Source organism: Parahaliea mediterranea (assembly GCF_017255185.1).
Lineage (GTDB): Bacteria > Pseudomonadota > Gammaproteobacteria > Pseudomonadales > Halieaceae > JAFKCZ01.
Window position 1 is genome coordinate 23,734 of sequence record NZ_JAFKCZ010000009.1, and the last position, 25,171, is coordinate 48,904.

At 65.8% G+C, this 25,171-nt stretch carries 20 protein-coding genes; 9 read left to right on the plus strand and 11 right to left on the minus strand.

Annotated features, from left to right (window positions below; translation table 11 throughout):
* The first annotated feature begins 70 nt into the window (after positions 1–70).
* Positions 71–1,537, plus strand: coding sequence for a metallophosphoesterase family protein (locus JYP50_RS13215; protein WP_206561014.1), 1,467 nt, complete (start codon positions 71–73; stop codon positions 1,535–1,537).
* Positions 1,485–1,688, plus strand: a complete 204-nt coding sequence (locus JYP50_RS13220; RefSeq protein WP_241263130.1) for an amphi-Trp domain-containing protein — start codon at positions 1,485–1,487, stop codon at positions 1,686–1,688. The genes JYP50_RS13215 and JYP50_RS13220 overlap by 53 nt, the downstream gene beginning before the upstream one ends.
* Before the next feature lie 4 nt (positions 1,689–1,692).
* Here JYP50_RS13220 and JYP50_RS13225 read toward each other — a convergent pair whose 3' ends face one another.
* Positions 1,693–1,884: a hypothetical protein gene (locus JYP50_RS13225; protein ID WP_206561016.1), complete on the minus strand. Its 192-nt coding sequence runs from the start codon at positions 1,882–1,884 to the stop codon at positions 1,693–1,695.
* Positions 1,885–2,391: 507 nt separating this feature from the next.
* Between JYP50_RS13225 and JYP50_RS13230 the strand changes: the two genes are divergently transcribed.
* The 3 genes from JYP50_RS13230 (at position 2,392) to JYP50_RS13240 (ending at position 5,715) form a co-directional block, all read left to right on the plus strand.
* On the plus strand, positions 2,392–3,144 hold the full coding sequence (locus JYP50_RS13230) for an SDR family NAD(P)-dependent oxidoreductase (protein WP_206561017.1): 753 nt from the start codon (positions 2,392–2,394) through the stop codon (positions 3,142–3,144).
* Between the two features lie 15 nt (positions 3,145–3,159).
* Complete coding sequence (locus JYP50_RS13235; RefSeq protein WP_206561018.1) at positions 3,160–4,002, plus strand: SDR family NAD(P)-dependent oxidoreductase; 843 nt, start codon at positions 3,160–3,162, stop codon at positions 4,000–4,002.
* A 180-nt stretch (positions 4,003–4,182) separates the two neighbouring features.
* Positions 4,183–5,715 (plus strand): arylsulfatase, encoded by a 1,533-nt coding sequence (locus tag JYP50_RS13240; protein ID WP_206561019.1) that lies wholly within the window; start codon positions 4,183–4,185, stop codon positions 5,713–5,715.
* Positions 5,716–5,758: 43 nt separating this feature from the next.
* Here the strand turns inward: JYP50_RS13240 and JYP50_RS13245 are convergent, their stop codons facing one another.
* From JYP50_RS13245 to JYP50_RS13255, 3 genes are all read right to left on the minus strand, one after another.
* Positions 5,759–7,135, minus strand: coding sequence for an FAD-binding oxidoreductase (locus tag JYP50_RS13245; protein WP_206561020.1), 1,377 nt, complete (start codon positions 7,133–7,135; stop codon positions 5,759–5,761).
* The gene (locus JYP50_RS13250) at positions 7,132–9,012 is read right to left on the minus strand and encodes a DUF3604 domain-containing protein (RefSeq protein ID WP_241263131.1); all 1,881 of its coding nucleotides are present in this window, start codon (positions 9,010–9,012) and stop codon (positions 7,132–7,134) included. The genes JYP50_RS13245 and JYP50_RS13250 overlap by 4 nt, the downstream gene beginning before the upstream one ends.
* A 68-nt stretch (positions 9,013–9,080) precedes the next feature.
* Positions 9,081–11,249, minus strand: a complete 2,169-nt coding sequence (locus tag JYP50_RS13255; RefSeq protein ID WP_347136789.1) for a PQQ-dependent dehydrogenase, methanol/ethanol family — start codon at positions 11,247–11,249, stop codon at positions 9,081–9,083.
* A 140-nt stretch (positions 11,250–11,389) separates the two neighbouring features.
* On the opposite strand from JYP50_RS13255, the gene JYP50_RS13260 reads away from it, so the two are divergent.
* From JYP50_RS13260 to JYP50_RS13270, 3 genes are all read left to right on the plus strand, one after another.
* Positions 11,390–12,091: a cyclic nucleotide-binding domain-containing protein gene (locus JYP50_RS13260; RefSeq protein ID WP_206561023.1), complete on the plus strand. Its 702-nt coding sequence runs from the start codon at positions 11,390–11,392 to the stop codon at positions 12,089–12,091.
* Between the two features lie 144 nt (positions 12,092–12,235).
* Positions 12,236–13,804 (plus strand): acetolactate synthase large subunit, encoded by a 1,569-nt coding sequence (locus JYP50_RS13265; protein WP_206561024.1) that lies wholly within the window; start codon positions 12,236–12,238, stop codon positions 13,802–13,804.
* Between the two features lie 67 nt (positions 13,805–13,871).
* Positions 13,872–15,776, plus strand: coding sequence for a DUF3604 domain-containing protein (locus JYP50_RS13270; RefSeq protein WP_347136790.1), 1,905 nt, complete (start codon positions 13,872–13,874; stop codon positions 15,774–15,776).
* Between the two features lie 27 nt (positions 15,777–15,803).
* Here the strand turns inward: JYP50_RS13270 and JYP50_RS13275 are convergent, their stop codons facing one another.
* The 5 genes from JYP50_RS13275 to JYP50_RS13290 form a co-directional block, all read right to left on the minus strand.
* Entirely contained in the window at positions 15,804–17,432 is a 1,629-nt protein-coding gene (locus JYP50_RS13275; protein WP_206561026.1) for a hypothetical protein, read from the minus strand.
* Positions 17,433–17,526: 94 nt separating this feature from the next.
* Positions 17,527–19,806, minus strand: a complete 2,280-nt coding sequence (locus JYP50_RS13280; protein ID WP_206561027.1) for a TonB-dependent receptor — start codon at positions 19,804–19,806, stop codon at positions 17,527–17,529.
* 159 nt (positions 19,807–19,965) lie between these two features.
* Complete coding sequence (locus JYP50_RS22000) at positions 19,966–20,091, minus strand: hypothetical protein (RefSeq protein ID WP_277602483.1); 126 nt, start codon at positions 20,089–20,091, stop codon at positions 19,966–19,968.
* Positions 20,069–20,632 carry a nitroreductase family protein gene (locus tag JYP50_RS13285; protein WP_206561028.1) on the minus strand — a complete coding sequence of 188 codons (564 nt, stop codon included), beginning with the start codon at positions 20,630–20,632 and terminating at the stop codon, positions 20,069–20,071. The genes JYP50_RS22000 and JYP50_RS13285 overlap by 23 nt, the downstream gene beginning before the upstream one ends.
* Positions 20,633–20,759: 127 nt before the next feature.
* Positions 20,760–21,401, minus strand: a complete 642-nt coding sequence (locus JYP50_RS13290; protein ID WP_206561029.1) for a TetR family transcriptional regulator — start codon at positions 21,399–21,401, stop codon at positions 20,760–20,762.
* Between the two features lie 163 nt (positions 21,402–21,564).
* Here JYP50_RS13290 and purU point away from each other — a divergent pair, with 163 nt between their 5' ends.
* On the plus strand, positions 21,565–22,428 hold the full coding sequence (gene purU / locus JYP50_RS13295) for a formyltetrahydrofolate deformylase (protein ID WP_241263132.1): 864 nt from the start codon (positions 21,565–21,567) through the stop codon (positions 22,426–22,428).
* Between the two features lie 2 nt (positions 22,429–22,430).
* On the opposite strand, the gene JYP50_RS13300 is transcribed toward purU, so the two are convergent.
* Complete coding sequence (locus tag JYP50_RS13300; protein ID WP_206561030.1) at positions 22,431–24,251, minus strand: lipase maturation factor family protein; 1,821 nt, start codon at positions 24,249–24,251, stop codon at positions 22,431–22,433.
* Positions 24,252–24,314: 63 nt separating this feature from the next.
* Positions 24,315–25,091 (minus strand): SDR family NAD(P)-dependent oxidoreductase, encoded by a 777-nt coding sequence (locus JYP50_RS13305; protein ID WP_206561031.1) that lies wholly within the window; start codon positions 25,089–25,091, stop codon positions 24,315–24,317.
* Between the last annotated feature and the right edge of the window lie 80 nt (positions 25,092–25,171).

A 25,171-nucleotide genomic window follows, 5' to 3' on the forward strand; every position in this document is an offset into this window, starting at 1 on the left:
GGCGCCCCTGTAACCTGAACGACATGTTCATGCCATATAAAGGTGGGACAGCCATTGCGAGGGGTGTTCCATGCGGGGCGACAGACTGGAAAGACACATACCGCGCGTCCGCGGCGTGAACGGGGCGCGCCTGGGTCTGCCCGTTGCGGCCGAGGCCTGGCTGGACGGGGCAGGTCACTCGGTCGCCCGCGAGTGCGAATCGGCCGCGGCGATGGCGTCGGTGCTGTCCACGGCCTGCCGCGGCGCGCCGCTGTGCTGGCCCAAGCGGCCGGTCCTGTTTATTTCCGACGCCCACGCCGATGCCCGCGCCTTTGTCGCCTCCCTCGTTGCCGGTGGCGGAGTGGCCCGGAGCGGGCCGGGGATCGGGGATTTTGTCCTGACCGAGGAGGGCGGGAACAGCGTCTTTGTCATCGGCGGTGACTGCCTCGACAAGGGGCCGAGCAACCTCGAACTGCTGCGCGCGATCGCCCGCCTGCGCGGGCTGGGGGCCCGGGTCAAACTGCTGGCCGGCAACCACGACATGCGCCTGTTGATGGGGCTGCGTTCGCTGGAGCGGCGCGGGAATCCACTGACCGATCATCTGTTCGTCAGAATGGGGAGCAAGGCGGTGCCGCTGTTGCACGAGGTCCACTCCGAGCATGTGCTGGGCAATGCCCGCGCCATGCGCGACGTGCCGGACACGGCGGAGTGCCGGCGCCGGCTGCTGCCCGGAGAGGACTGGTTTGAAAGCTTCCCGCGGCTGGCGGCGCCGCATCTTGGCGCCGCGGCCATCGACAAGGAACTCGCTCGGGTGCGCGAGAAGGCGGATACCTTTGAAGCGCATTGCGCCCGCGCCGGCCTGTCGCCGCGCCAGGTGTACGCCACCGCCCTGTGCGCCCGTCGCCTGTTCCTGGGCGATAGCGGTGAATTCGCCTGGTTCTTCGGCGATATGCAGCTCGCCTGGCGCAGCGGTTCCTTCCTCTTTGTGCACGCGGGTCTCGATGATGAAATCGCCGGGTTGATCAGGCGCCGAGGTGTGGCCGGGCTGAACCGCCAGTACCGCGAAACCGCCTCCCGCGACCTGTTCCGCTTCTACTTCGGGCCGCTGGCCAATACCCTGCGCACCAAATACCGCCGCGAGGACCTGCCCCTGACCGGGCGGGGCGTGGCGCAGGCCTATCGCAGCGGCCTGCACTTCGTGGTGCATGGCCACCGCAGCCGCCAACGGGGGCAGCGACTGGCGCTGCGTTCCGGTATGCTGCACCTGGAGGGCGACGTGACCCTGGACCGCAATTCGCGCTACCGCCTGGGTCTCGAGGGCCACGGAGCCGGGGCGACCATCATCCGGCCCGACGGCCGTATCGTCGGGGTCAGCACCGACTACCCGCGAGCCAAGGTTTTCGAGCCCGCCGTCTACCTGAACCACAGGACAGCCCAGATCCATGAGACAAAGCCGCAAGAGTTTTCGTCACGAATCGCTGCAGGACGCCGACAGTATCCAGGAGATGCTCGAGGCGATTGCCCGGGGCCTGGCCAAGGGAAAACTCAGTTTCAGTGACGACGACGACCAGGTCCAGCTGAAGCCGGCGGGCCTGTTGAACTTTCGCGTTTCGGCGACGGAGGACGAGGGGGAACACCGGCTCAGCTTGCGCATTAGCTGGCAGCCCGACGGCGAGCAGGCACAGCGCAAGGCCCTGCGTGTGAAATAGCGCGCTAGCGCCGTGTGCGCGGCTCGAGTTGCCGGGCGAGCGAATCCAGCTGCCGCTGGTTGAAATTCCGCCAGCGCAGGCAATCCAGGTTGATGAAGTCCGGATCCCTTGCCAGGTAGCGCCGAACCGCCGCGCGCATCAGGTCCTGCTGGCTGAATTCGGCACGTGTTGCGTGTGCTTGTGAGCTGCCTTGCATGGTCCCGGCCCGGCTTGCCAATGTGGCGCAAATATTAACAATAAATAACAGTCAGGTGAAAGCACTTCCTGGGCCTTACCCGGTCTTGCCGGACCGTTGATTTACTTCTAAAGATTCCGATTTTTTATAATAAAAACAACGCTCTAGTGTTTAAGCCGCAGTGCATTCCGCCATTGGCGATTCTCACCTCGCGCGCCTCCTGCCGGCCCGTCGCCGGCGCGGGTTTAGGCCCGGCTGCGGAACGTTCCCCCGGTTCAACTATCTGGCAGCCACCCGACGAGGGCTTGGTGTACGCTGCCGCTGTCCCGCTTCATCCATATGCGGGAAGCCAGTTGAAGCCGCAGGCCCTAGTCTCGTCAACGACAAGACACCAACGGGGTGACAGGTACGGGCGTGGCGAAGACCTTGCGGGAACAGATCGCATTGGTCCGCTGAGGTGCCGGCGGCACCGGACTGGCTTGTGCCGGGCAGTGGTTCCGGAACAACACAGTGAACAAGGAGTAGAGCATGCAGCAATTCGACAACAAGACCGCCCTGGTGACTGGCGCCGGCAGTGGCATTGGCGCTGTCGTGGCAAAGGCCCTGGCGCGTGCCGGCGCCCGGGTGGTGTTGGTGGACGTGGCCGCCTCCGGCCAGGCCACCGCCGACGGGATCAATGCCGAGGGGGGCAAGGCCCTGTTCCAGCAGTGCGACATCCAGGATTCGGCGTCGGTAGCAGCGGCGGTCGGCGCCGCGGTGGCGCATTTTGGCGGCATTGATATCGCGGTGAACAACGCCGCCATCGACCCGGAGGTGGCGCCGGTGGCCGAGTGGGACGAGGCCGTGATGGAGCGCATTCTGGCGATCAACGTCAAGGGCATGTTCCTGTGCCTGAAGCACGAGATCGCGCAAATGCTGGAGCAGGGCGGCGGTGCCATTGTCAATCTGGCCTCCGCGGCGGGCGTGGTGGGTGTGGCCAACAAGCCCGCCTACACCGCCAGCAAGCACGCGGTGGTGGGGCTGACCAAGGCCTCGGCCCTGCAGTACGCCCCCCGGGGACTGCGCATCAACGCGGTGTGCCCCGGGGCGGTGGATACGCCCATGCTGGCGGAAAACCTGCCCCCGGGAGTCGATAAAAGCGTCATTGGCGCCAACCATCCCATCGGTCGCCTGGCGACCTCGGCGGAGGTCGCCGAGGCCATCCTGTGGCTGTGTTCGGACAGCGCCAGCTACGTGGTGGGCCACGCCCTGACGGTCGATGGCGGACTGACCATCCAATAAACAGTGGAGCTGGATATGCAAGACCTGGATTTTAGTGGCAAGACAGTGCTGGTCACCGGTGGCGGCGCCGGTATCGGGCGCGCGATTGCCGAAGCTTTCGGCGCCCGCGGCGCGGCACTGGCGATCGCCGAGATCGATGAAACCCGCTGCGAGGCATTGCGCGAGGCCCTGGCCGGTAGCGGGGTGAATGCCCTGGTCAGCTGCCGCGACGTCACCCGCCGCGAGGACGTCGATGCCTTCATGGCCGAGGTCGCGGAACGCTTCGGCGGCCTGGATGTGGTCGTCAACAACGTCGGTGACTTCCTCGGTGTGATCAAGCCCTTTGAGTACAACGACGACGACGAGCTGGAGCGGCTCTACGCCTGCAACCTGAAGTCGATCTTCCTGGTCACGCGGGCGGCGATCCCCCTGCTGCGCCAGCGCGCGCCGGGGGGCTCGGTGATTTCCATTTCCTCAATCGAGGCCTTCCGCGGCATTCCCATGGCCACCGCCTACAGTGCCTTCAAGCACGCAATCACCGGCTTTACCCGCAGCCTGGCGCTGGAGCTGGGACCCGAGGGCATCCGCGTCAACGCCATCGCGCCGGAGACCACCGAGACCGCCCAGGTGCGGCCCTCGGAGCTGATTGCCAGCGAACACCAGGCGCACACGCGGCGCTGGATTCCGCTGGAGCGCTTCGGCCGCCCGCAGGACGCCGCGGGCAGCGCGCTGTTTTTGGCCTCGGACCTGTCGAGCTGGATGACCGGCGCCACCCTCAACCTGGACGGCGGCGCGCTTGCCGCGGCGGGCTGGTACCGCGACCCCAACGACTTGTGGACCAACGTGCCCGTGATCACCGGCAACGGCTTCAACTTCTAAAAAGGGGTCAGAGCCCTTTTCCTTGCGGATGTCGCTTGTCCTCCCCGATACGCCGGGCTTGGTTTTTAGCGCCCAAACCGTAACACTGTCGGCTGTTGTACAGTGTTGGTTCGGTCGTGACGCTACCGTTGACGGCGGCACGCACTGAATACCATTATCGACATGAGCGAGGGAATAATAATGCACCGAATAACACGCCTTGGTCGCAGCGCGGCAGCATTGCTGCTGTGCCTGGCCTGCCAGCTGGCAGTCGCCGCCGACAAGCCCAACATCCTGGTTATTTTCGGCGACGACATTGGTATCTGGAACATCAGCCGCTACAGCATGGGCCAGATGGGTTACCAGACACCGAATATCGACCGTATCGCCAACGAGGGCATGATTTTCAGCGATTACTACGGCGAGCAGAGCTGCACCGCGGGCCGCTCGGCTTTTATCACCGGCCAGCACCCGCTGCGCACCGGCCTGACCAAGGTGGGTATTCCCGGCGCCGACCTGGGTTTGCAACCCGAGGACCCCACGCTGGCGGAACTGCTCAAGCCCCACGGTTACGCCACCGGACAGTTTGGCAAGAACCACCTGGGTGACCGGGACGAATTCCTGCCCACCAACCACGGTTTCGACGAGTTTTTCGGCAACCTCTACCACCTGAACGCGGAGGAAAACCCGGAAGACCCCGACTATCCCCAAGACCCGGCCTTCCGGGAGCGCTTCGACCCCCGGGGCGTGATCCACAGCTACGCCGACGGACGCATCGAGGATAGCGGTCCGTTGACCCGCAAGCGCATGGAAACCGTGGACGAGGAATTCCTGGCGGCGTCCTTAAAATTCATGGACAGGGCCCACGCCGAGGACAAGCCCTTCTTTGTCTGGTTCAACTCCACGCGCATGCACTACTACACGCACGTCAAGGACGAGCAGCTGGGCGCCAGCGGCCAGGGTTTCTACAATGACGGCATGGTGGAACACGATGGCCATGTGGGGCAGTTGCTGGCCAAGCTCGACGAGCTTGGCGTCAGCGACAACACCATCGTTATCTACACCACCGATAACGGTCCGCATTACAACCAGTGGCCGGACGCCGCCATCACCCCCTACCGCGGCGAGAAGAACACCAACTGGGAAGGCGGTTTCCGGGTGCCGGCCATGGTGCGTTGGCCCGGCCGCATCCCTTCCGGCGCGATCAGCAACGAGGTCATGTCGCACCTGGATTGGGTGCCCACCCTGATGGCGGCGGTGGGTGATGACGGCGTCAAGCAGGATCTCCTCGAGGGGCACCGTGCCGGCAACAAGCGTTTCCGGGTACACCTGGACGGTTACAATTTCCTGCCCTATCTCACCGGCGAGAGTGAAAGCGGGCCGCGGGAGGAGTTCTTCTACTTCAGCGACGACGGCCTGTTGACCGCCACGCGCATCGGCGACTGGAAAATGGTCTTCGCCGAGCAGCGCGCGCGGCGTTTCGATGTCTGGCGCGACCCCTTCGTGCCCCTGCGCATCCCCAAACTCTTCAACCTGCGCCGGGACCCCTTCGAGCGCGCGGACACCGACGCCAACAGCTACAACGTCTGGTGGGACAAGAAGATTGCACCGCAGGCGATGAAGGCCAGGGTCGCGGTAACCCTGTTCGTGCGGTCCCTGCAGACCTATCCGCCACGGCAGCGGCCCGCCAGTTTCACGGTGGACCAAATCCTGGAATCCCTGTACCAGGAGTAGGCGCCATCCGGGGCCCGCACCTGTCTCCGGGCAGTGGCGGGCCCTAGAACATTTTGCCGGGGTTCAGCGTGCCGGTCGGGTCCAGGGCGGCCTTGAGCGTGCGCATCAGCTGGATTTCCTGTGCCGAGCGCGACACGTGGAGCCAGGCTTTCTTTTCCAGGCCGATGCCGTGCTCGGCCGATACCGAGCCCTTGAAGGCGGACAGCGGCGCGTAAACCCGCTGTTCCACCGTCGGTCGCAGGGCATCGGCCCGCTCCGGTGGCAGCTGCACGACGATATGCAGGTTGCCGTCCCCCAGGTGGCCGAACACCCACAGCTTGTGTTCGCCCACCGCGCCCGGCAGGGCGTCGCGAAGCTCATCGATGTAGGTCTCCATTTCGGCCATCGGCAGTGAAATGTCGAACACGCAGGGTACGCCACCGAGGAAAGTCTGTTCCACATCGTCGCGCAGGGCCCAGAAACGTTGGCAGTCGCCCTCCGACTGGGACACGGCGGCGTCGGCAAGCAGCCCGGCCTCCAGGGCGGACGCCAGGGCGTCATTAAAGCGCTGGCTGTCGCCCTCGGGGTCGGCGCCCTGGCTCTCCATGAGCACGTAGTAGGGGTAGTCTTGTGAAATCGGCGGACGACCGCGGGCGGGCTCGGTGGTCACCAGGCGGTAGAAACCGTTCCACATTGCCTCGAAGGCCGACAGGGTGCCACCCAGCTCGCGGTCCATGTGCTTGAGCAGGGCGGTCATATTGTCGAAGCTCTCCAGCCCCACCAGCGCCATGTTGCGCGTGGTGGGGCATTCGCGCAGGCGCAGGACCAGCCGGGTGATGACGCCCAGGGTGCCCTCGGAGCCGATGAACAACTGCTTGAGATCGTAGCCGGCATTGTTCTTGATCAGCTGGTTGAGGGAGGAGATGACGGTGCCGTCGGCCAGCACCGCTTCCAGGCCCAGCACCATGTCGCGCATCATGCCGTAGCGGATCACCCGGTTGCCGCCGGCATTGGTGGCGGCGTTGCCGCCCACGGTGGCGGTGCCGCGAGCGCCGAGGTCGAGGGGAAACATGAGGCCGTGTTCTTCCACCGCTTCCTGCAGCGCCTGCAGGGTGACCCCGGCCTGGACCGTGGCGCAGCGTTGCCGCGGGTCGATGGATTCGATGTCGCGCATGCGCTCCAGCGACAGGATCACCTGCGCGGGGTCGGCGTCGGCGCCGTGCACGAGGCCGGTGAGTCCGCCCTGGGCAACCACGCCAACGCCGTTGTTGCGGCACCAGCGCAGCACCTGGGCGACCTGCTCCGTGTTCGCGGGCCTGGCCAGGGCGGCGGCTTGCAGGTTGTCGGGGCGCAGGAAGCCGGCGGAGCGGGTGGCGAGGTCGGCGGCATCGAGTACGGCGTTGTCGCCCAGCAGGTCCCGCAGTGAGCTTACGATGTTCATGGTGCCTTCTCCGGTCGGTCAGGGTAATACCAGATCGGTGAAGTATACGCGCGTTCGACGGTGATCATTGGGATATCATCGGGCATCTCCACGTCAAATCGCCTGGCGTCGTAGGCTGTCCACCGGGGGGTCGGGATTTCCAGCACGCGGGCGTAGTAGAAGGCGGCCCGGTCCCGGTCAAAGTCCGGGTCGCGCCATACGGTTGCCAGTTCGGCGGCACCGATACTGTTGCGCCAGGTGGCATTGGCGATGTCCACGGTGTTGCCCACCGGCGGCAGTGTGCCATCGGAACCCGGCTGGCGTTGCCCTGGCTGGCTCCATGACACATCGTATACGCGCTCGTGGCTGGTGCCGGCCTCGTCCAGCCAGCCCTTGACGATCTGGATGCGGTCGAGATTGGCGCCCATCGGGTCCCGGCTTGCGGCCACCAGGAAAGTCGGGGCCTTGTCGACCCGGCTCGCCGCGGGCAGCACGGCGCCCATGGGCACGCCGTTGGCGTAGCCGAGTCGCGCGATATCCGGGCGGGTGGCGTCCTCCGGCGAGAAAGCCCAGCCGCCAAACAAGCGCGCCGCGATGCGCGGCCCCGTGGTGGCGTAGACCTCTCTTCGCTTGAGTGCATCCCATACGGCTTCCCGTGTATTCTCGCGCGCCCATACCGCGGCGTAACCCGACGCGGCCTGTTCCCAGGCGAGGATGGTCTTGTCACCGGCGCTGCCCACCGCGTGCTGCCAGCGCCCGGCGTCCGGCTCTACACCGCTGTGTTTACCGAAAAAATTCTCTTCGGCGGCGGTGGCGAGGCCGGTATGCGAATCAGTGGAGCCGATCATGCCGAACTGATAGGGATTCTGCCCCGTGCGCTGCTCCAGCTCGAGCCCCCGCTTCAGGGCGGAACGCGCGTACTCTCCGGGCAGCATGGCTTCGGTCTTGGGTACGCCAAAAAAATTCCCGGCGTCCCAGGTTTCGTAGTCGGCGAATTCGTCGTCGGGTGACAGCAGGCCGTGGGTTTCCCCGTCGCCCTTGATCTGGGTGACCTCGTAGACGGGCTCCCAGCGTTGACGCTGTTGCGCATAGTCGGCGTCCACCCGGGTGCCGGCCTGGGTCGTTTCCGTCGGGAACATCAGGCCGTTGCTGAGATTGCCGTTGTGGGGGATGGCCAGCACGCGACCGCCGGTGTTCTGTTCGTAGTTCGCGAGGTAGGACCAAAGATCTTCCGGAGCCTTGCTGTCGAAGCTGGAGAAGGGCGTCACCGTGCCGACCTTGTCGGCTCCGTCGCGGAACACCACCACACGGTGCAGGTTGCTTCCGCCGGGGGCGGAGGTCCACTCATAGCCCAGCAATGCGGTGAATTCACCGGGTCGGTTGAAGCGCTCGCCAGTGGCCAGCGTGGCTTGCCAGTTGTCGCGGGTCATGGACGGGGTGCCGAGTTCAGTCAATTTGCCAAAGATCTCGCGCCGTTTCTGGCCGTTCTTGATGTAGCCGTCGAAGGTTCGTCTCTGCGCGTCGCTGCCGGTCATCAGGGCGTGCCATTCGGCAGCGGAGGGATCTTCAAGCAGTGCCGGGTCGCCGGCCTGGACGCGGCTCATCATGCCCAGGGACTCGGCGTGGTCCGCCACCACCAGGAAATCCAGCGGTCGGGCCAGGCGCACTTGCTGCCCCCAGGTGCTGGTGACGGTTTCGCCCGAGGCGAAGCGGTAAGCCGCCTCCGGATCGAGGCGCACACCAAAGCCAAAGGCGTCGGTGGACAGGCTGGTGTGCAGGTGGGTATCGCCCCATAGCAGCCGCCGTGGGAATTCCTCCCCGGCGTAGGGCGAGTAGCCGGGTTCGGCCACCGACAGCGGCGCCACCACCAAAAATGGGGTCAGAGCCCTTTTAGTCAAAAATGGGGTCAGAGCCCTTTTAGTGGCCCTTGTGGCGGAATGAAAAAGGGCTCTGACCCCTTTTGTTGTCATTGGTTTTGCTCCTGTTCGGAGTGGAGGTCGTGGGCGCGCTTGATCACGTACGCGTGGATGGCCTCGGCGTCGTCGTCGTCCAGTCGCTGGGCAAAGCCCGCCATGCCCTTTTCGTGGCGCAGGCCGCCGAGCACGATGGCGTTGAACAGTTCGTGGGTTTCGGGGCTCATCATGCGCAGGTCCGGAATGCTGGTGCCGGAGATGGCGCGATCGCCATGGCAGAAGTGGCAGTTGTTGATGTAGAGCTCGTGCCCGCGCGCCAGGGTCGCCACATCGGCGTTCAGGGGGGGCGGCGCCGGCAGTTTGCGCTCGGAGGGGGCGGGGGCCGGCAGCTGTGCCCGACCATCCAGGCTGTATACCAGCAGGCGGCTGTAGTTGTCGCCGCCCGCCTCGGGGCTGCCTTTGGCGCGGTCGGCGATTTCGCCGAAGGCCACCTGCGCGCCGCCCCAGCCGGCCACCACCGCTACATACTGTTTGTCATCGACACTGTAGGTGATGGGGGCCGCGACAATGCCGGTGTAGGCCGGGCTGGACCAGAGCCTGTCGCCGGTATCGGCCCGGTAGGCGACGAACTCGCCATCGGCGTTGCCCTGGAACAGCAGGTTGCCGGCGGTGCTGAGCATGCCGCCGTTCCACAAGGTGCTGTGGGGCACGCGCCAGGCTTCCGCCTGTTTGACCGGATCCCATGCGGTGATAAAACCGGTGAACTGGGACATGGCCTGGGCGCGCAGCTCGGGGTCTTCCGGCATCACCGCGGGCATCAGGTCCAGCCCTGTATTCCAGGCTCCCGGGGTAAACTCGAAGTCCTTGTCCTGGGCGTAGACCATGATGCCCTGGTGGGCGGGAATATAGACCAGGCCGGTGTCGGGACTGTAGCTCATGGGGTGCCAGTTGTGGCCGCCCTGGGTGTTGGGGTAGATGAGTGCCGGCTTGTCCTCGTAGCGGGCATTGTCCGCCTCCACCGGGCGGCCGGTATCAAGGTCCACGTGGGAGGCCCAGGTCACGGTGGTGTACTTCTGCGCGGAGATCAGTTCGCCGTTGGCTCTGTCTAGCACGTAGAAGAAGCCGTTTTTCGGCGCCTGCATGATGACTTTGCGGGTTTCGCCGTCGATCTCGAGGTCGGCGAGAATCATGTGCTGGGTGGCGGTGTAGTCCCAGCTTTCGCCGGGCGTTGTCTGGTAGTGCCACACGTACTCGCCGCTGTCCGGGCGCACCGCGACGATGGACGAAACGAACAGGTTATCGCCGCCACCGGGACTGCGAATTTCGCGGTTCCAGGGCGCGCCGTTCCCCACTCCGAAGTAGAGCAGGTCTAGCTCGGGGTCGTAGGCCATGGAATCCCACACGGTGCCGCCCCCGCCGTATTCCCAGTACTTGTCACCGCTCCAGGTGGCGGCCGCCTGTTTGAGGATGGGGTTTTCGTGGGGCGCCTGTGGATCGCCGGGGACGGTGTAGAAACGCCAGGCCATGTCGCCGTTCTGGGCGTCGTAGGCGCTGATATAGCCCCTGACACCCAGCTCGGAACCGCCGTTGCCGATCATTACCATGCCCTTGACCACCCGCGGCGCGCCGGTGATGGAGTAGGGCTTGTCGCGGGGCGTGGTCTGCACCTCCCAGGCCACGCTGCCATCGGTGGCATCCAGGGCCACCAGGCGGCCGTCCAGGGTGCCCACGTAGACCTTGCCTTGCCATACCGCCACGCCGCGGTTGACCGCGTCGCAGCACAGGTTGACCATCCAGGCCTTCGGTACCTGGGGGTCGTAGTGCCACAGCAGCTCGCCGCTGACCGCGTCGAAGGCGTAGACCATGCTCCAGGCGGATGTCACGTAGAGCACGCCGTCCACCGCAATGGGGGTCGCTTCCATGCCGCGCTTGGTGGGGAAGTCAAAGTACCAGTCCAGCCCCAGGTCACCGACGTTGTCCTGGCGAATCTGTGCCAGGGGGCTGTAGCGCTGTTCGTCGTAGCCGCGGCCGTGGCTCAGCCACTGGCCGGGTTCACTGTCGGCGCCGCGTATGCGCGCCCCGTCCACCGCGGCCACAGTTTGCGCCGCGGGCGCCGCGGTTGCGGCAGTTGATTGACGGTCGCCGCATCCGGCCAGCAAGGGCAGGGATAGCAGGGCGGTGGCAAGGGCGGGGCGCAAGGCGCGATGTGTTGTTGCGAGCACGTAGTACCTCATTGTTTTCGTTATAAAAAGCCTAGGGAGTCCAGCATGTGGGCCTACCCGATGGACACTGAATCCTAGCCGCTTATTTAGTATCATTCCCGGAGCATAACAACCTCTGTCGCTTGCACGACAATTTACAGGTGGATAGGAATTTGCAGACAGGCGAGAAAGACGGGGCGCACAACTGGATAGACACACTGTCCCCGGCACTGCGTGAACGCGTACACGGCTTGATGGGTACGCGTCAGTACCATCGTGGCGAGCTCGTCTACCGCGCGGGGGAGCCCGGCAACGAGATTTACCAGGTCATCGAGGGCACCACCCGTATCTATACCCTGACCACCGATGGCAGGGAGCTGCTTTACGAATTGATGCCCCCCGGCGCTTGCTTCGGCGAGTCGAGTCTCATCGATGCCCAGCCGCGCCCGCACATGGCCCAGGCGGTGACCGACGTGAAACTGCGGGTGTTGGAACTCGCGGATTTCCAGGCCTTGTGGCGCGAGTCACCGGAGCTGTCGCACGCGGTGGCGCTGGTGCTGTGCCGGCGAACGCGCCGGCTGTACGAGATTTATGAAGGCGTCAGCCTGGCGGCCCTGTCCCGGCGCATGGCGCGGCGACTCTGTGTGCTCGCGGATTCCATCGGCGAGGACCGCGACGACGGTGTCCATTTCCAGATCCGCCTCACCCAGGAGGATATTGGCAGCCTGGTGGCCGGGTCGCGCCAGTCCGTGAACAAGATTCTCAAGCAGTGGCAGTGCGACGGGCTGATCAACCTGGCCTACGGTTCGCTGGTGATCCGGCAGTTGGCCACGCTGGAGCAGCTGGCCAATACCGGTGAGTAGGGGGCCCGCGCAGGGCCGCTTTCACCATACCCCGCGCCCACACTATCGCGTGGACGACAAACTTTTGCGCCGCGGCGGTTCTATACTGCGTTGTATCTGGTAGCGAATCAGTTCACTTTTTCCGATATAACACAGGATTTCCCCATGAATGGCGCAGAGAGCTTAATCAAAACCCTGGTGGACAGCGGCGTCGAGGTCTGCTTCACCAATCCCGGCACGTCCGAAATGCACTTCGTCGCCGCGCTGGACGAAGTCGAGGGCATGCGCTGCGTGCTGTGCCTGTTCGAGGGCGTGGTCAGCGGCGCCGCGCACGGCTACGCGGTGATGGCCCGCAAGCCGGCCTCCACGCTGCTGCACCTGGGCCCGGGTCTGGGTAACGCCCTGGCCAATGTGCACAACGCCAGGAAAGGGCACGTGCCGGTGGTGAATATCGTCGGCGACCACGCCACCTACCACCTGGAATATGACGCGCCGCTGACCTCGGACATCGAGGCCATCGCCGGGCCGGTTTCCCACTGGGTGTACAGTTCGACCGCCGCCGAGGATATTGCCCGGGATGCCGCCGTCGCCGTGCAGCAGGCCGGGCATGGCCAGGTCGCGACCCTGATCCTGCCGGCCGACGTGTCCTGGGGGGACAACCCGAACGGCGCCGCGGCGCCCGCCGAACTGCCCGCGCTCACGGCGGTGGCCAGTGACCGCATTGAGCGGGCGCAAGCCATGCTGCGCTCGGGCAAGCAGACCGTCATCATGATCGGCGGCCGCGAGGTGAGCGCCGCCCAGGGGGAGCAGCTCAGCCGTATTGCCCAGGCCTCGGGCGCCCGGGTGCTGACCGAAACCTTCCCCTCCAGGGTGCGTCGCGGCGCCGGGACCGCCGCCATTGAGCGCCTGCCCTACCTGGCGGAGCTCGCCATCGAGGAACTCAAGGGCACGGAACAGCTGATCCTGCTGGGCGCCGATGCCCCGGTGTCCTTCTTCGCCTACCCCAATGTACCCAGCGTGCTCACGCCCCCGGACTGCGAGGTGTTACCGCTGGCCGGCCCCGACGACGACATCGACGGGGCGCTGGCGGCCCTGGTCAAGGCATTGCAGGCGGGGGATATCGCGCCGCAACTGCGGCCGCTCCAGCTGCCCGAGGCCCCGGTTGGCGCCCTGGACGCCAACAGCGCGGCCCAGGCCCTGGCCCACCACCTGCCCGAGGACGCCATCGTGGTTGACGAAGGCATTACCTCCGGATTGGCCTGTTTCCCGGTAACCGCCGGCGCGCGGCCCCACGACTGGCTCAATCTCACCGGCGGCTCCATCGGCTGGGGCCTGCCCGCCGCGGTGGGCGCCGCGATTGCCCAGCCTGATCGCAAGGTCGTCTGCCTCGAGGGCGACGGCAGCGCGATGTATACGATCCAATCGCTGTGGACCATGGCGCGGGAACAGTTGGATGTTACCGTGGTGCTGTTCAACAACCGCAAGTACTCGGTACTGGAAGTCGAGTTCGCCCGCACCGGTGCCCGCGGCGGCAAACCCGGGCCCAAGGCGGCCAGCTCCCTGGCCATCGGCAGTCCCGACATGGATTTCCAGGCGATGGCCTCGGGCATGGGCGTGCGCGCCACGGTGGCGACCACCGCCGAGGAGTTCAGCGAACAACTGGCCGACGCCATGGCGCACCGCGGGCCCTGCCTGATCGATGCGCGCGTGCCGCCGCTGGAACTCGGCTGGTAGGGCGCAGGGCGCGGGAAGTAGAGGGCCGTCGACACCAAAAGAAGAAGACCAAAAAGGGGTCCGCAGCGTGAAAAACCCGATAGGAACTTTGCTGTTGCTGGGCAGTGCCCTCGCCATTCACTGCTCCTTTGCCGCCGATACGCCAACGGCCGGCCACCCGTACTCGCCCTGGGCGAGTACGGATTTTCCGACCCGCGTGTACTTTGGCGACACCCACGTACACAGCGGGCTGTCCGCCGACGCCGGCGGCAGCGGCACGCGCCTGATGCCCGAGGACGCCTACCGCTTCGCCCGTGGCGAACAGGTGATCTCCAACTCCGGCCAGCCGGTGAAACTGCGGCGGCCCTACGATTTCTTCATGATCACCGACCACTCGGACGGCATGGGGCTGATCACCGACATTCTCAATGGCGCGCCGAATATCCTGGCGGACCCCGCCGGCCGGGAGTACCACGAGGCATTCCTTGAGGGCGGGGCGACGGCGCAGCAGGCGGTGATGAAGCTGATCGCGCAGTTCTCCCAGGGCCAGACGCCACCGGCCCTTATCTACCAGCCGGGAAACCCGGCCTACCGGCCGGTTTGGGAGCGGATCATGCAGGCGGCCGAGGACTATAACGATCCGCACGACTTCACCACCTTTATCGGCTTTGAATGGACCTCACTGGTGGATGGCAACAACCTGCACCGCAACGTGATTTTCCGGGACGGGCCGGCACTCGCGGGGCAGATCGAACCCTATACCACCTATCCGCCGGTGGGCAGCCGGGATCCGCGGGACCTGTGGCGGTGGCTGGCGACCTACGAGGAAAAGACCGGGGGCAGGGTCACGGCCATTCCCCACAACGGCAACCTGTCCAATGGCATGATGTTCGCCCTGCAGGACGACTTTGCCGAGGGGGCATCCTATGACAAGGACTACGCCGCCACCCGGCAGAAGTGGGAGCGCTTGTACGAGGTCACCCAGCTCAAGGGCGATGGCGAATCCCATCCCCGGCTTTCCCCGGATGACGAGTTCGCGGACTACGAGAACTGGGACTGGGGTAACCTGGACCTGAGCCAGGCCAAAACACCACGGATGTTGCCCGGCGAGTATGCCCGCTCCGGCCTGAAGCGGGGCCTGGAGCTGGAGTCGTCGCTCGGCGTCAACCCCTTTAAGTTCGGCATGATCGGGGCGACCGACACCCACACCGGGCTCAGTACCGTGGACGACGATAACTTCTTCGGCAAGTTCAAGGCCTACGAGCCCAACCCTGGGCGTGCCACGCACTGGGCCCGGAACAACAAGGAAACGGGATTGAATTACCAGGGCTGGGTCTACTCCTCGGCGGGGCTCACCGCCCTGTGGGCGACGGAGAACACCCGCGAGGCCCTGTTCGATGCCATGCTCAGGCGCGAGGCCTACGCGACCACCGGGCCGCGCATAAGCGTTCGCTTTTTTGCCGGCTGGAACTTTGAGGACAGCGACCTGCTGCTCCCGGAGCGGGCGCGAGCCGGCTACGCCAAAGGGGTGCCCATGGGATCGGATATGAAGCCTCGAGCCGAAGGTGCCGGCGCCCCGCGGTTCCTGGTGTACGCCCTGCGCGACCCCGACGGGGCCAACCTGGACCGTATCCAGATCGTCAAGGGCTGGCTGGACGCGGACGGCCGGTCGCGGGAAAAGGTGTACGACGTGGCCTGGTCGGGTGGGCGCAAGCCCGGTGCCGATGGCAAGCTGCCGCCGGTCGGAGATACCGTGGACCTGTCGATTCCGGGGTGGACCAATACCATCGGCGCCGCGAACCTGGAGGCGATCTGGAGCGACCCCGCCTTCGACCCCGAACAACGCGCGTTTTACTACGCGCGGGTGATCGAGATACCCACCCCGCGCTGGACTGCCTACGACCAGGTCAAATTCAGTCTCGATTTACCCGGGAATATACCGTTGAAAACCCGGGAGCGTGCCTACACCTCGCCCATCTGGTACACCCCCTAGGGGGAAGCGCGTCGCCGCGCTATGGCATCACCGGGCGATGCTATAGCGATGAAAGGGCTGCAAATGCCCGATCTTTTCCGCGGATTCCGGCGGCCGCCAGGCGAACATTCGCACGTCAATTTTCTCCGGTGTGATATCCAGCAGGCTGAAGCCGTTTTTTTCCAATGGCGCGAAGGCCTGATCCAACACCAATTGCGAGGGTACCTGCGGCGGCGTGCCGCGAATGAACGAGGGAAAGCCCGGCCCGGCGCTGCCCAGCGGGCCCACGCACAGGGTATTGACCGGATTGTTGGCGAGGTCCAGGCCGCCGCTTTTGAGGATCTGGCCACTGCTGAACGCGTGCAGGTCGCCGGACACGATCACCGGCGGCCGCCCGGATTGTGCGTGCAGCATCGCCAGCAGCCGCTGGTGTTGCGACCACCAGCCGTGAGGCCAGTAATCCTTGGCCCGCTCGATGCCGAGACGGCCATCGGCCTGTAACACGTCCGGATACCACTCGCCCCACTTGCCCGCCGACCAGCCAATGGGAGTCGAGGGCATGTGCAGCAGTTGCGCGGTGTCGGTGCTCGCCGTGCGCGCCCCCAGCCAGCGCTCCACCGCGGGGGGGATCATGGTGGCCTGCGGGCCCTTCAGGGTGCTGTAGCGTTTGGTGTCGTAGAGCAGCGCCTCCAACAGGCGGCCGTAGCGCAGGGTGCCGAAGACTTCGGAGCAATCCGCCAGCCGATCCGGGGCGCCACTGCCCGGCAGGAAGCCGGGGCGGGTGGGGTCCGGCAGGAACTCGGGGTAATACAGGTGTTGCACGCTGCGCGCGAGGTCGAGCATGCGCTGGTCCGGCGGCAGCGTGACCAGGGTATCCGTCGCCTCGTCGTTTTCAAACAGGTCGTGGTCGTCGGTGATAAAGAACGATGGTGTCGAGCGCAGTCGCACGCCGTAGAGCCGGGCAATTTGCGCGTCCACGATACGGGTCAGGACGCCCTCGTTGGGGGTACCCAGGGCCGGCCGCGTGGGGTCCAGCTCGCCGTGGCGGGCGAACATGTCGCGGGCCGCGCGGGCGAAGGGCTCGGGCTTGTTCTGGCTGGTGGCCTGGTCCCAGTACACGTGGTCGCCATTGGCGATCACCACGTCGGGGGAAAACGACAGGCCCCGTTCCAGAAGGCGCTGGCGGGCGGCGAGGGCGAGAAAGAAGTGCGTGCCGCCGGCGGTGGCGATATCCTCGTCGCCCCCGGCGCAGGTAAAGGTCAGGATGCGCAGGTGCGTGGCCGGCGCGTCCGGGGCCGGGAATGTGCGCAGGGGCCAGGGGTCTGTGCGGGCCTTGCCGCGCTCGTCAGTCAGCTGAAGTTGGTACGTCTTGCCCGGGTCCAGCTTGTCGACATGAAACCGCCAGAACCTGCCGGCGGAGTCGCTGCGCCGGCCTGCCACCGCACGGTCTCCGACCCGCAGGTGCGGGATACCCGACTGCGCGGAATTGAACGAGCATTTCAACAGTATCTGCCGGTGATCCACCAGCGGTAGCAAATGCGCCACGTCTCCCTGCCACCAGGCTCCGCCGGTGTCATCGAACGCGCGGCTCGCGGGGGTCAGGGAAAGCGTCGCGGTTGCCGCGCCAATACCCTGTAGCAGACTGCGGCGTGAAAGCCGGCCCGGGCTGTCGTCCATTGGTATTCCTCGAATAGCCTGTCGTGTCGCCCCGCGGCAGCGGCCGCGGCCAGAAGGCCGACAGCCGCGCGGGTATGGCGAATCAGGTGTTCAATCAGAAATGGTAGTTGAACTTCACGTTCCAGGTGCGCGGCGCTCCCAGTACGCAGCGCTGCACCATGGTATTGGCGACAGGGTTCAGGGCTCCGAGTTGGGCACCGAAGGGCTGATCGTAGATGGTGACGCAGTAACCTTCGTCGGCCAGGTTGTTGCCGAACAGGGTGACCGACCAATCGCCGGCGACATCGCGTACGCCGATGCGCGCATTGACCAGGGAATAGGCATCCTGCACCGACTGTGGGTTGTTGTTGGATACCGCTCCCAGGTTCTGCTCGTCCATCCAGCTCCAGCTGGCGCCCACGAACCACTCGGTGCTGTCGGTAAGCGAGGAGGTCCAGTCCGCCGACAGGGAGGTCTGCCACTCGGGGGAGTAGGGCTTGCGCTCGCCGGTCAGGTCCTGGTTGGGACCGCCCGGAAGCCCGGGGGCATCCTTGAAGTCCTGGTATTCGGAATCCAGGTAGCTGATACCCGCCCGCAGGGACAGTTGCTCCAGCGGCACCCAAGCCAGGTCGGCCTCCACGCCCTGCTGGCGCACCTCGCCGGCGTTGACCACCACGAAGGACAGGCCGTCGAACAGGCGATCCTGGAAATCCTCCAGGTCGGTGCGATAGGCGGTGACATTGGCGGTCATGCTGCCATCGAGCAGGGTGCTCTTGACGCCCAGCTCGTAGTTGGTGGCCAGTTCCGGGCCGAAAATCCGCCGCTCCTCTCCGAGGGCGACACTGCCGCCCTCGGAGTTGAAACCACCGGACTTGTAACCGGTGGAGGCGGTGGCGAACAGCATGATGTCCTGGGTGACGAACCAGTTGGCGTTGCCGAACCAGGTGGATTTGGAGTCCTCGCGCTCCATCCCCGGGACCTGCTCGTTAACGCGAACCAGGGCGCCGAAGGGGTTGTTGACCACCTGGTCGAAGTCTCCGTCTTTTTCATCCTTGGTGTAGCGACCGCCAAGAGTCAGGCTAAAGGCCTCGCTGATGTTCCAGGTTCCCTGGCCGAATACCGCGATGGAGTCGAGATCCTGCTGGAACACGCTCTCCACCATGCGGTCCTGCTGGAAGCTGTCGCAGGCCGCGCCCGCTTCGGGGCCGACCAGGCCGGCAATGGTCGGGGTGCAGTAGTCGTCCCCCGCGTCGAAGGCCTGGTCGATGTTGTACTCCTCCTGGTAATAGAACAGGCCCGCGACCCAGTCGATGGTCTCGCCGCCGGGGGAGATGAACTGGAATTCCTGGGACAGGGTCTCGGTCTCGTAGAAGGTGTCGCGCTGTACCATATTCGCCGGGATACGCAGGGCGCTCTCGTAGACGTCCGCTTCCCATTCGCGGTAGGCACTGATCGAGCGCAGGCGTATGCCATTGCTGAAATCGTAGTTGATGTCGAAAGACAGGCCGGACTGCTCGTCCTGCAGGTCGTCCTCGTGCTCCTGGCTGACTTTGTGGTCGAAGCCATCGCCCGTGCTCACACCGTTGCCATACAGCGCATTCAGCGTGCCGTCGAGGCGCGGGTCCTCGGTCCCCTCGAGGACTTCGATGGCGCCGCCGGAGGCATTGATCTCGGAATAATCCGCGGTAACCAGCAGGGACAGGTTGTCGGCGAAGTCGAACAGCAGCTTGCCGCGTACATTCAGGTCGTCGCGCTCGCCGAACTCCCCGCCGCTGAGGATGTTCTCGCCGTAGCCGTCGCGGTCCGCGTACTTGATCGCCACCCGGCCGGCAATGTTGTCGCTGAACGCGGTATTGAACACCGCGCCCAGTTCGTAGGCGTCGTAGTCGCCAAAGCCGGCCTCGACCATTCCCTCGGTTTCGTACGCGGGTTTGCGGGTGTTGATATTGAGCGCGCCCATCGGCGTGTTGCGGCCGAACAGCGTACCCTGCGGACCGCGCAGGACCTCGAAGGATTCGACGTCCATCAACTGGCCGATAACGGCCCCGGGGCGCGGGTAGTACACGCCGTCGATAAACACCCCGACACTGGGCTCGATACCGTTGTTACCCACCGATCCGATGCCGCGGATAGCGATGCGGTTGTTGGTCTGTTGCGAAGAGTTGGAGATGGTGAAGTTGGGGGTCAGGCGGGCCACGTCGCCGATGTCCTTGACCCCGGCCTCGCTCAGGTAATCGCCGGAAAAGGCGGTGATCGAGATCGGTACGTCCTGGATGTCCTGGGCGCGTTTCTGCGCGGTGACCACGACTTCCTCGAGGGCGGGCTGGGCCAGGGAGGCCTGGGCGGCGGTCAGGGCGGCGGCGAGGCCGGAAAGTTTGAATAAACGGCTTTTCATGCTGCGGGTCCTCATTTTTTATAACTATGGTTCTGCATCACCGTGCAAACTCTATAGCGGGCGCCTCGCCGGGCTCTGTCGCGCGAGCGACAGTGTGGCGCTTTTTTGTCCTCGACAGTCGAAAGGGGCGGGGGTCGGGTACGCGGCGACGCCGATACCTTAGTCTTTATTCGCAAAAAAGCGGGCGCGCAGCCCCGCGGTGGCGCCGGCGATTGCCATCGCCATCACCGCGTCGGTGCCCGCCCCCTGGAGCGCGGCGGGACTACCGCCGGATGATGATCTCATGCAGCGGTTTGCGCTCCCGCGGGCCGCGGTCGCGCTCGACGTATTTTGCGTCGAGGGCGGTGTTTTCGCCCTCGTAACCGATGGCCAGGGCGGAATAGGCCTCCTGGCTGTCCGTCAGGCCGAAGGCGGCATGGGCCTGCTCCGGTTCGATACCGATCATCTGGTGCACGCTGAGCCCGCGGGCAGTGGCTTCCATCGTCAGGAACGCCGAGGCGGCGCCCAGGTCGTGGGTGGCGGCCTTGTTGGGCTTGCCGTTGTGTTCGAAGGTGGTTTCAATGATGCCCAGGACCAGCACCGGGGCGAAGGCCGTCCAGGGTTTGTTGCCCTCAACCAGCACGTCGTGGATCGCTTGCCACAGCGCGCCGTTGTCCGCCTTGACACCGACAATGTAGCGCCAGGGCTGGGCGTTATAGGAGGACATGGCCCAGCGCGCGGCTTCAAACAGCGCATCGAGGTCCCCGCGCGCCACCGTCCGCCGCGGATCAAATACATAGGGACTGCGGCGCTGGCGGAAGATGGGAAGAATGTCGTTGTCGGTCATGGCTGCTCCTTGGATGTTCAATCGCTGTTGATGTGGGGACTATTCTGGCCGGCCTTGCCCGGTAATGAAACAGAGTGCATTCGATATAACCGCCGACGTCGGTGAAAACAAGCGGTGCCGGGGCTCGCTAGGCGCCCGGCTGGGGATCGCTCACGCAAGCCAGGCCGCGGAGGAAAATGCGGGTGTTGTGCCGCAACAGGGTTTCGAGATCGGTGTCGGCACTGTAGTAGGTGAAGGCATGATGCGACTGCAATACGCTGAGTCCGTGCGCCATGGACCAGAAGGCGAGGGCGATCGATTCCACCCGGCAGTCATGGATGCCGTGGTGTAGTCGCCAGTGGTCGAGGGCTTCGATCAGGAAGCGGAATCCGGAGGCACGGGTCGCCAGCTGCTCCTGCGCGGACAGCTCCCTGCCCAGTCGCCCCCACATGAGTTCATAAAAGGGCTGGTGTCGCGCCAGGAAGTCGACATAGGTCATGCCCAGGGCGACGATGCAGTCCTCGGCGCCGTGTTCGGGCGCGCGGGCCGTGCGTTCCACTTCCTCCCCCAGGGCGAAAAACGCCAGGTCGGTGACCGCATTGAGCAGATCGTTCTTGTCCTTGAAATGGCGATAGGGGGCGGCATTGCTGACCCCCAGGCGCCGCGCGGCGGCCACCATGGAAAACCCCAGCAGGCCCTCCTCCTCGATCAGGCGCGCCGAGGCCAGGATCAGGGCCTTGCGCAGGTCGCCGTGGTGATAACGGCTGCCGCAACTGGTGATGGATGCCACATCGACTGTCCCGGTGGAGTGGTATAGCGAGTGTCTAACAGTTCCGACCCGACCGCAAATACCTCGCCTCGGGGCTGCCAAGGCGGCGCCGTGATGGTAGTGTTAGCGCCTTTGCGCCGGGGCCCGCGGGTCCGGCGGGGTGTGGGGAGCGAGGGTAGACAACATGGCATTGCGCAGTTACAGGCTGGTGGGCACCTGCCCCGACAAAGTGGGCATCGTGGCGCGGATAGCGGGCTTCATCGCCGAACAGGGCGGCTCGATCATCGGCGCCAACCAGTACGAGGACACCGAGACCCGCATGTTCTACATGCGCTATGAGGTGGACGCGGGCAGCCTTGATATGGATGCCGAGGACTTTCGCGCCGCCTTCGCCCCGGTGGCGCGGGACCTCGACATGGACTGGCGACTCACCGAATCACGACGGCCGCAGCGGGTGGTGCTGATGGTGAGCAAGCTGGACCACTGCCTGGCCGACCTGCTGCACCTGTGGCGCAGCGGCGATATCGATTTCGATCCGGTCTGCGTGATTTCCAACCACGAGGACCTGCGCCCCCTGGTGGAATGGCACGGCGTACCCTACCACTGCGTGCAGGTGCCCCCTGATGGCGAGGGCAAGCAGGCCGCCTTCGAGGAGACCTCGCGCCTGATCCGCGAGGCGGCCCCCGATACCATCGTCCTGGCTCGATACATGCAAATCCTGCCGCCCTGGCTGTGCGCTGAATATCCCAACCGGATTATCAATATCCACCACAGTTTCTTGCCGTCCTTCGTCGGCGCGCGCCCCTATCACCAGGCCTTCCAGCGGGGTGTCAAGCTCACCGGTGCCACCTGCCACTATGTCACCGAGGAACTCGATGCCGGTCCGATCATCGAGCAGGATGTCATTCGCATCCGTCACCACGACACCGTTGAGGACCTGGTGCGGCTGGGCAAGGAAGTGGAAAAAACCGTACTGGCCCGGGGCCTGCGCTACCACCTCGAGGACCGCGTCCTGGTGCAGGGCAACAAGACCGTGGTCTTTTCCTGAAACTAGTGGCGCCGCTCCACCGGCAGCTGCCAGGCGGTGACCGGCCAGTACTCCCCCAGGTATTCCCGTCGCCACCAGGCGCCGTCCTCCGCCCGTTCCGAGAAGGTGGTGAATCGGTAGCGGTACAGCGAGGCGCGCAGGTAGCGCGGCGGTTCGTCGGGGAAGGGATTGTGGGCGAACAGCGCGAGTACCGGCTCAGAACCCTGCAGCAGGCCCGCCACCACGGCGCCGACCCAGCGGTTGTCCTCGGGCCGTTGCAGCGCGGCGAACCACAGCTGCCAGTCCAGGCGCGGCTGGCGGGGCGTGGCCCAGCCCGGCGCGCGCCGCGGGTCGCCCGGCTTGTAGGGCAGCTCATAGGCCCGCCATTGCCGGCCGTCGCGGGAGCCCTCGAAGACGATTTCCGGCCGCTCGGTGGTCATTACCGCAAACAGCCCGTAGCCGTTGGCCATGTGCCAGGGAGAGCTCCAGTAGAGCAGCGCGCGGGGCAGCTCGCCCAGCGGCACCCGGTTCGCCGTCGCACCGAGCCACAGAGTGCTCAGGGTGAGGTAGAGCAGGGCGATGGCGACGGTGCCCGGGCCGGCGCGCGGCGATCGCCGCCCGGGCCCGTCGCGCAGGCCTCGCGGCAGTGCGCGCCGCAGGCACTGGTCGTCCAGTAGCAGCACGCACAGGCACAGGGTGAGCAGGTTGAAAAAGTTGTAGCTGCCGCTGAGCAGGATGGCGAGTTGGAACAGGGCGACCAGCAGCGCCGCCAGCTGGCGCGGTCGGCGCGGCAACAGGATCAAAAAGGGCACGAGCAGTTCCACCGCGAAGGTAAAGGCGACGCCGGCGCGCAGTATCGGCTCGGGCAATTGGTGTGCGTACCAGGCCAGGGCGTTGGGCAGGGGCTGGGTCTCGAAGTGGAAATCCAGGGCGCTGAAATCGCGCCAGTGGGGGTCGCCGCTCCACCACTTGACCAGGCCCGACTGCAGCAGGAAGCGCAGCAGCAGCCAGCGGTACAACCAGGTGAACAGGGTTGGGGCATGGGGCAGGAAGATCGCCAGAAAACCGCACTCCAGCAGCAGGATGTCCCACTGGTAGGCGGTGAAGCGCTGGCCGCCGTGGTACAGGCTCAGGTAGCACAGGTACAGCAGCGGCAGCACCCAGGCCGTGCCGCGGTTGCACAGTAGCAGCAGGCTGAGCGCGCAGCCGGCGATGCCGAGGGCCTGGATGCTGGCGGTGGAGGCGTCCAGCCACAGCAGCGAGGGCAGCAGCGCGTACTTGCGGGGACCGTAGCGGGCGTCCACCGCGGCGAAGAAGTCCTCCGCCGGCAGGATGCCCTCGCCGCCGATCAGGCCCGCCGCCTGCCACGCCAGGGAGCCGAAGGCGGCGAGATAGATCAGGGCCAGCAGGCGCAGGAACAGCCAGGTGGTAAGTTGCTGGCGCGCCGGGCGCAACTGCGGTCCGAACAGGCAGCGGCCGAGGGTGTAGGCGGCGCCCCGGTGGCGAGCCACCAGGCGGTAGACCCACTCGCAGGCCGCCGCGAACGGTGGCAGGGCGCGGTACAGCCTGGCCCAAAGCGCGAGGTGGCCACCCAGTTCCAGCGCGCGGAAGGCGGCCCCGGCGCCGCCGTGGCTGCGGCCGTCGGCTTCCACCAGCCGGATGGCGTCGCGGTAGTCCTGTGTACTGAATTGCGCGAAGGCATTGCCCACCGCCTGGAAGGGGCGGTAGTGGACCGCGTCGCCGGTGGCCGCCCGGGCGTAGTCGACGCTGTAGCGGCAAAAGCCGCAGTCGCCGTCGTAAATCAGCAGCGGCCGCTCGCGGGCAAGGTGATCGGTGTTGTCCAAGGCCGGTAACTCCCGTAAACCGGCCTCCAGTCTAGTTGAGGATGGCCCCGGTGTCAGAGGGCGCTAGCGCATGATGACCCCGCCGTCGATGTGATAGGCCTGGCCATTGATCCACTCGCCGTCCGTTGACAGCAGCAGGGCGACCAGCGCGGCGATATCCTCCGGCGTGCCCAGCCGCCGGTGCGGCGTGTGAGCCAGCATGGTCGCCTCGAAATCCGCGGGCAACAGGCCGCTGGCGCGCATCTCCGGGGTGAGGGTCACCCCGGGCGACACGCAGTTGGCGCGGATGCCCTCCTTGCCCCAGCGCGCGGCGACATGGCGCATCAGGGCGTTGAGGCCGCTCTTGGCCATCGCGTAGGCCGGCCGGGTCGCTTCTCCCGCCTCGGCGGCCCCGGAGCTGGTATATACGATGGGCCCGCCGCCACGCCGCAACAGGTGCGGAAGCACCGCCCGGGTGCACAGCAAATGCCCGCGCAGGTTCACCGCCAATGTGCGGTCGAACACCGCCAGATCCTCCGCCAGGGCGTCGCTGTCTTCGTGGATCACCTTGAGGTCGGCGGCGTTGATGTGCGCGCCGTCCAATCCGCCGAAATGGGTGACCGCGGCCGCCACCATGGCGTCGACCGAACCCTCGTCGGCGATATCCACCTCCACGGCGATCGCCTCGGCGCCGGCGGTGCGCAGTGTCTTCACCACCGATTGCGCCGCCGGTACGTTGATGTCGGCGACGCATACCCGGGCGCCCTCGTCGGCCAGCCGGCGTGCGGTGGCGGCGCCGATGCCGGTGCCCGCACCGACGACGATGATGGCGCTGTTGTGCAGTCGCTGGTTGAGCGGCATGTCACTCTCCTGTTGTTATCGTCAGTCGCAACATGGCACAGAAATCGCGGTGGCGGCAGCCGGAGCGCGTTGCGGTGGTG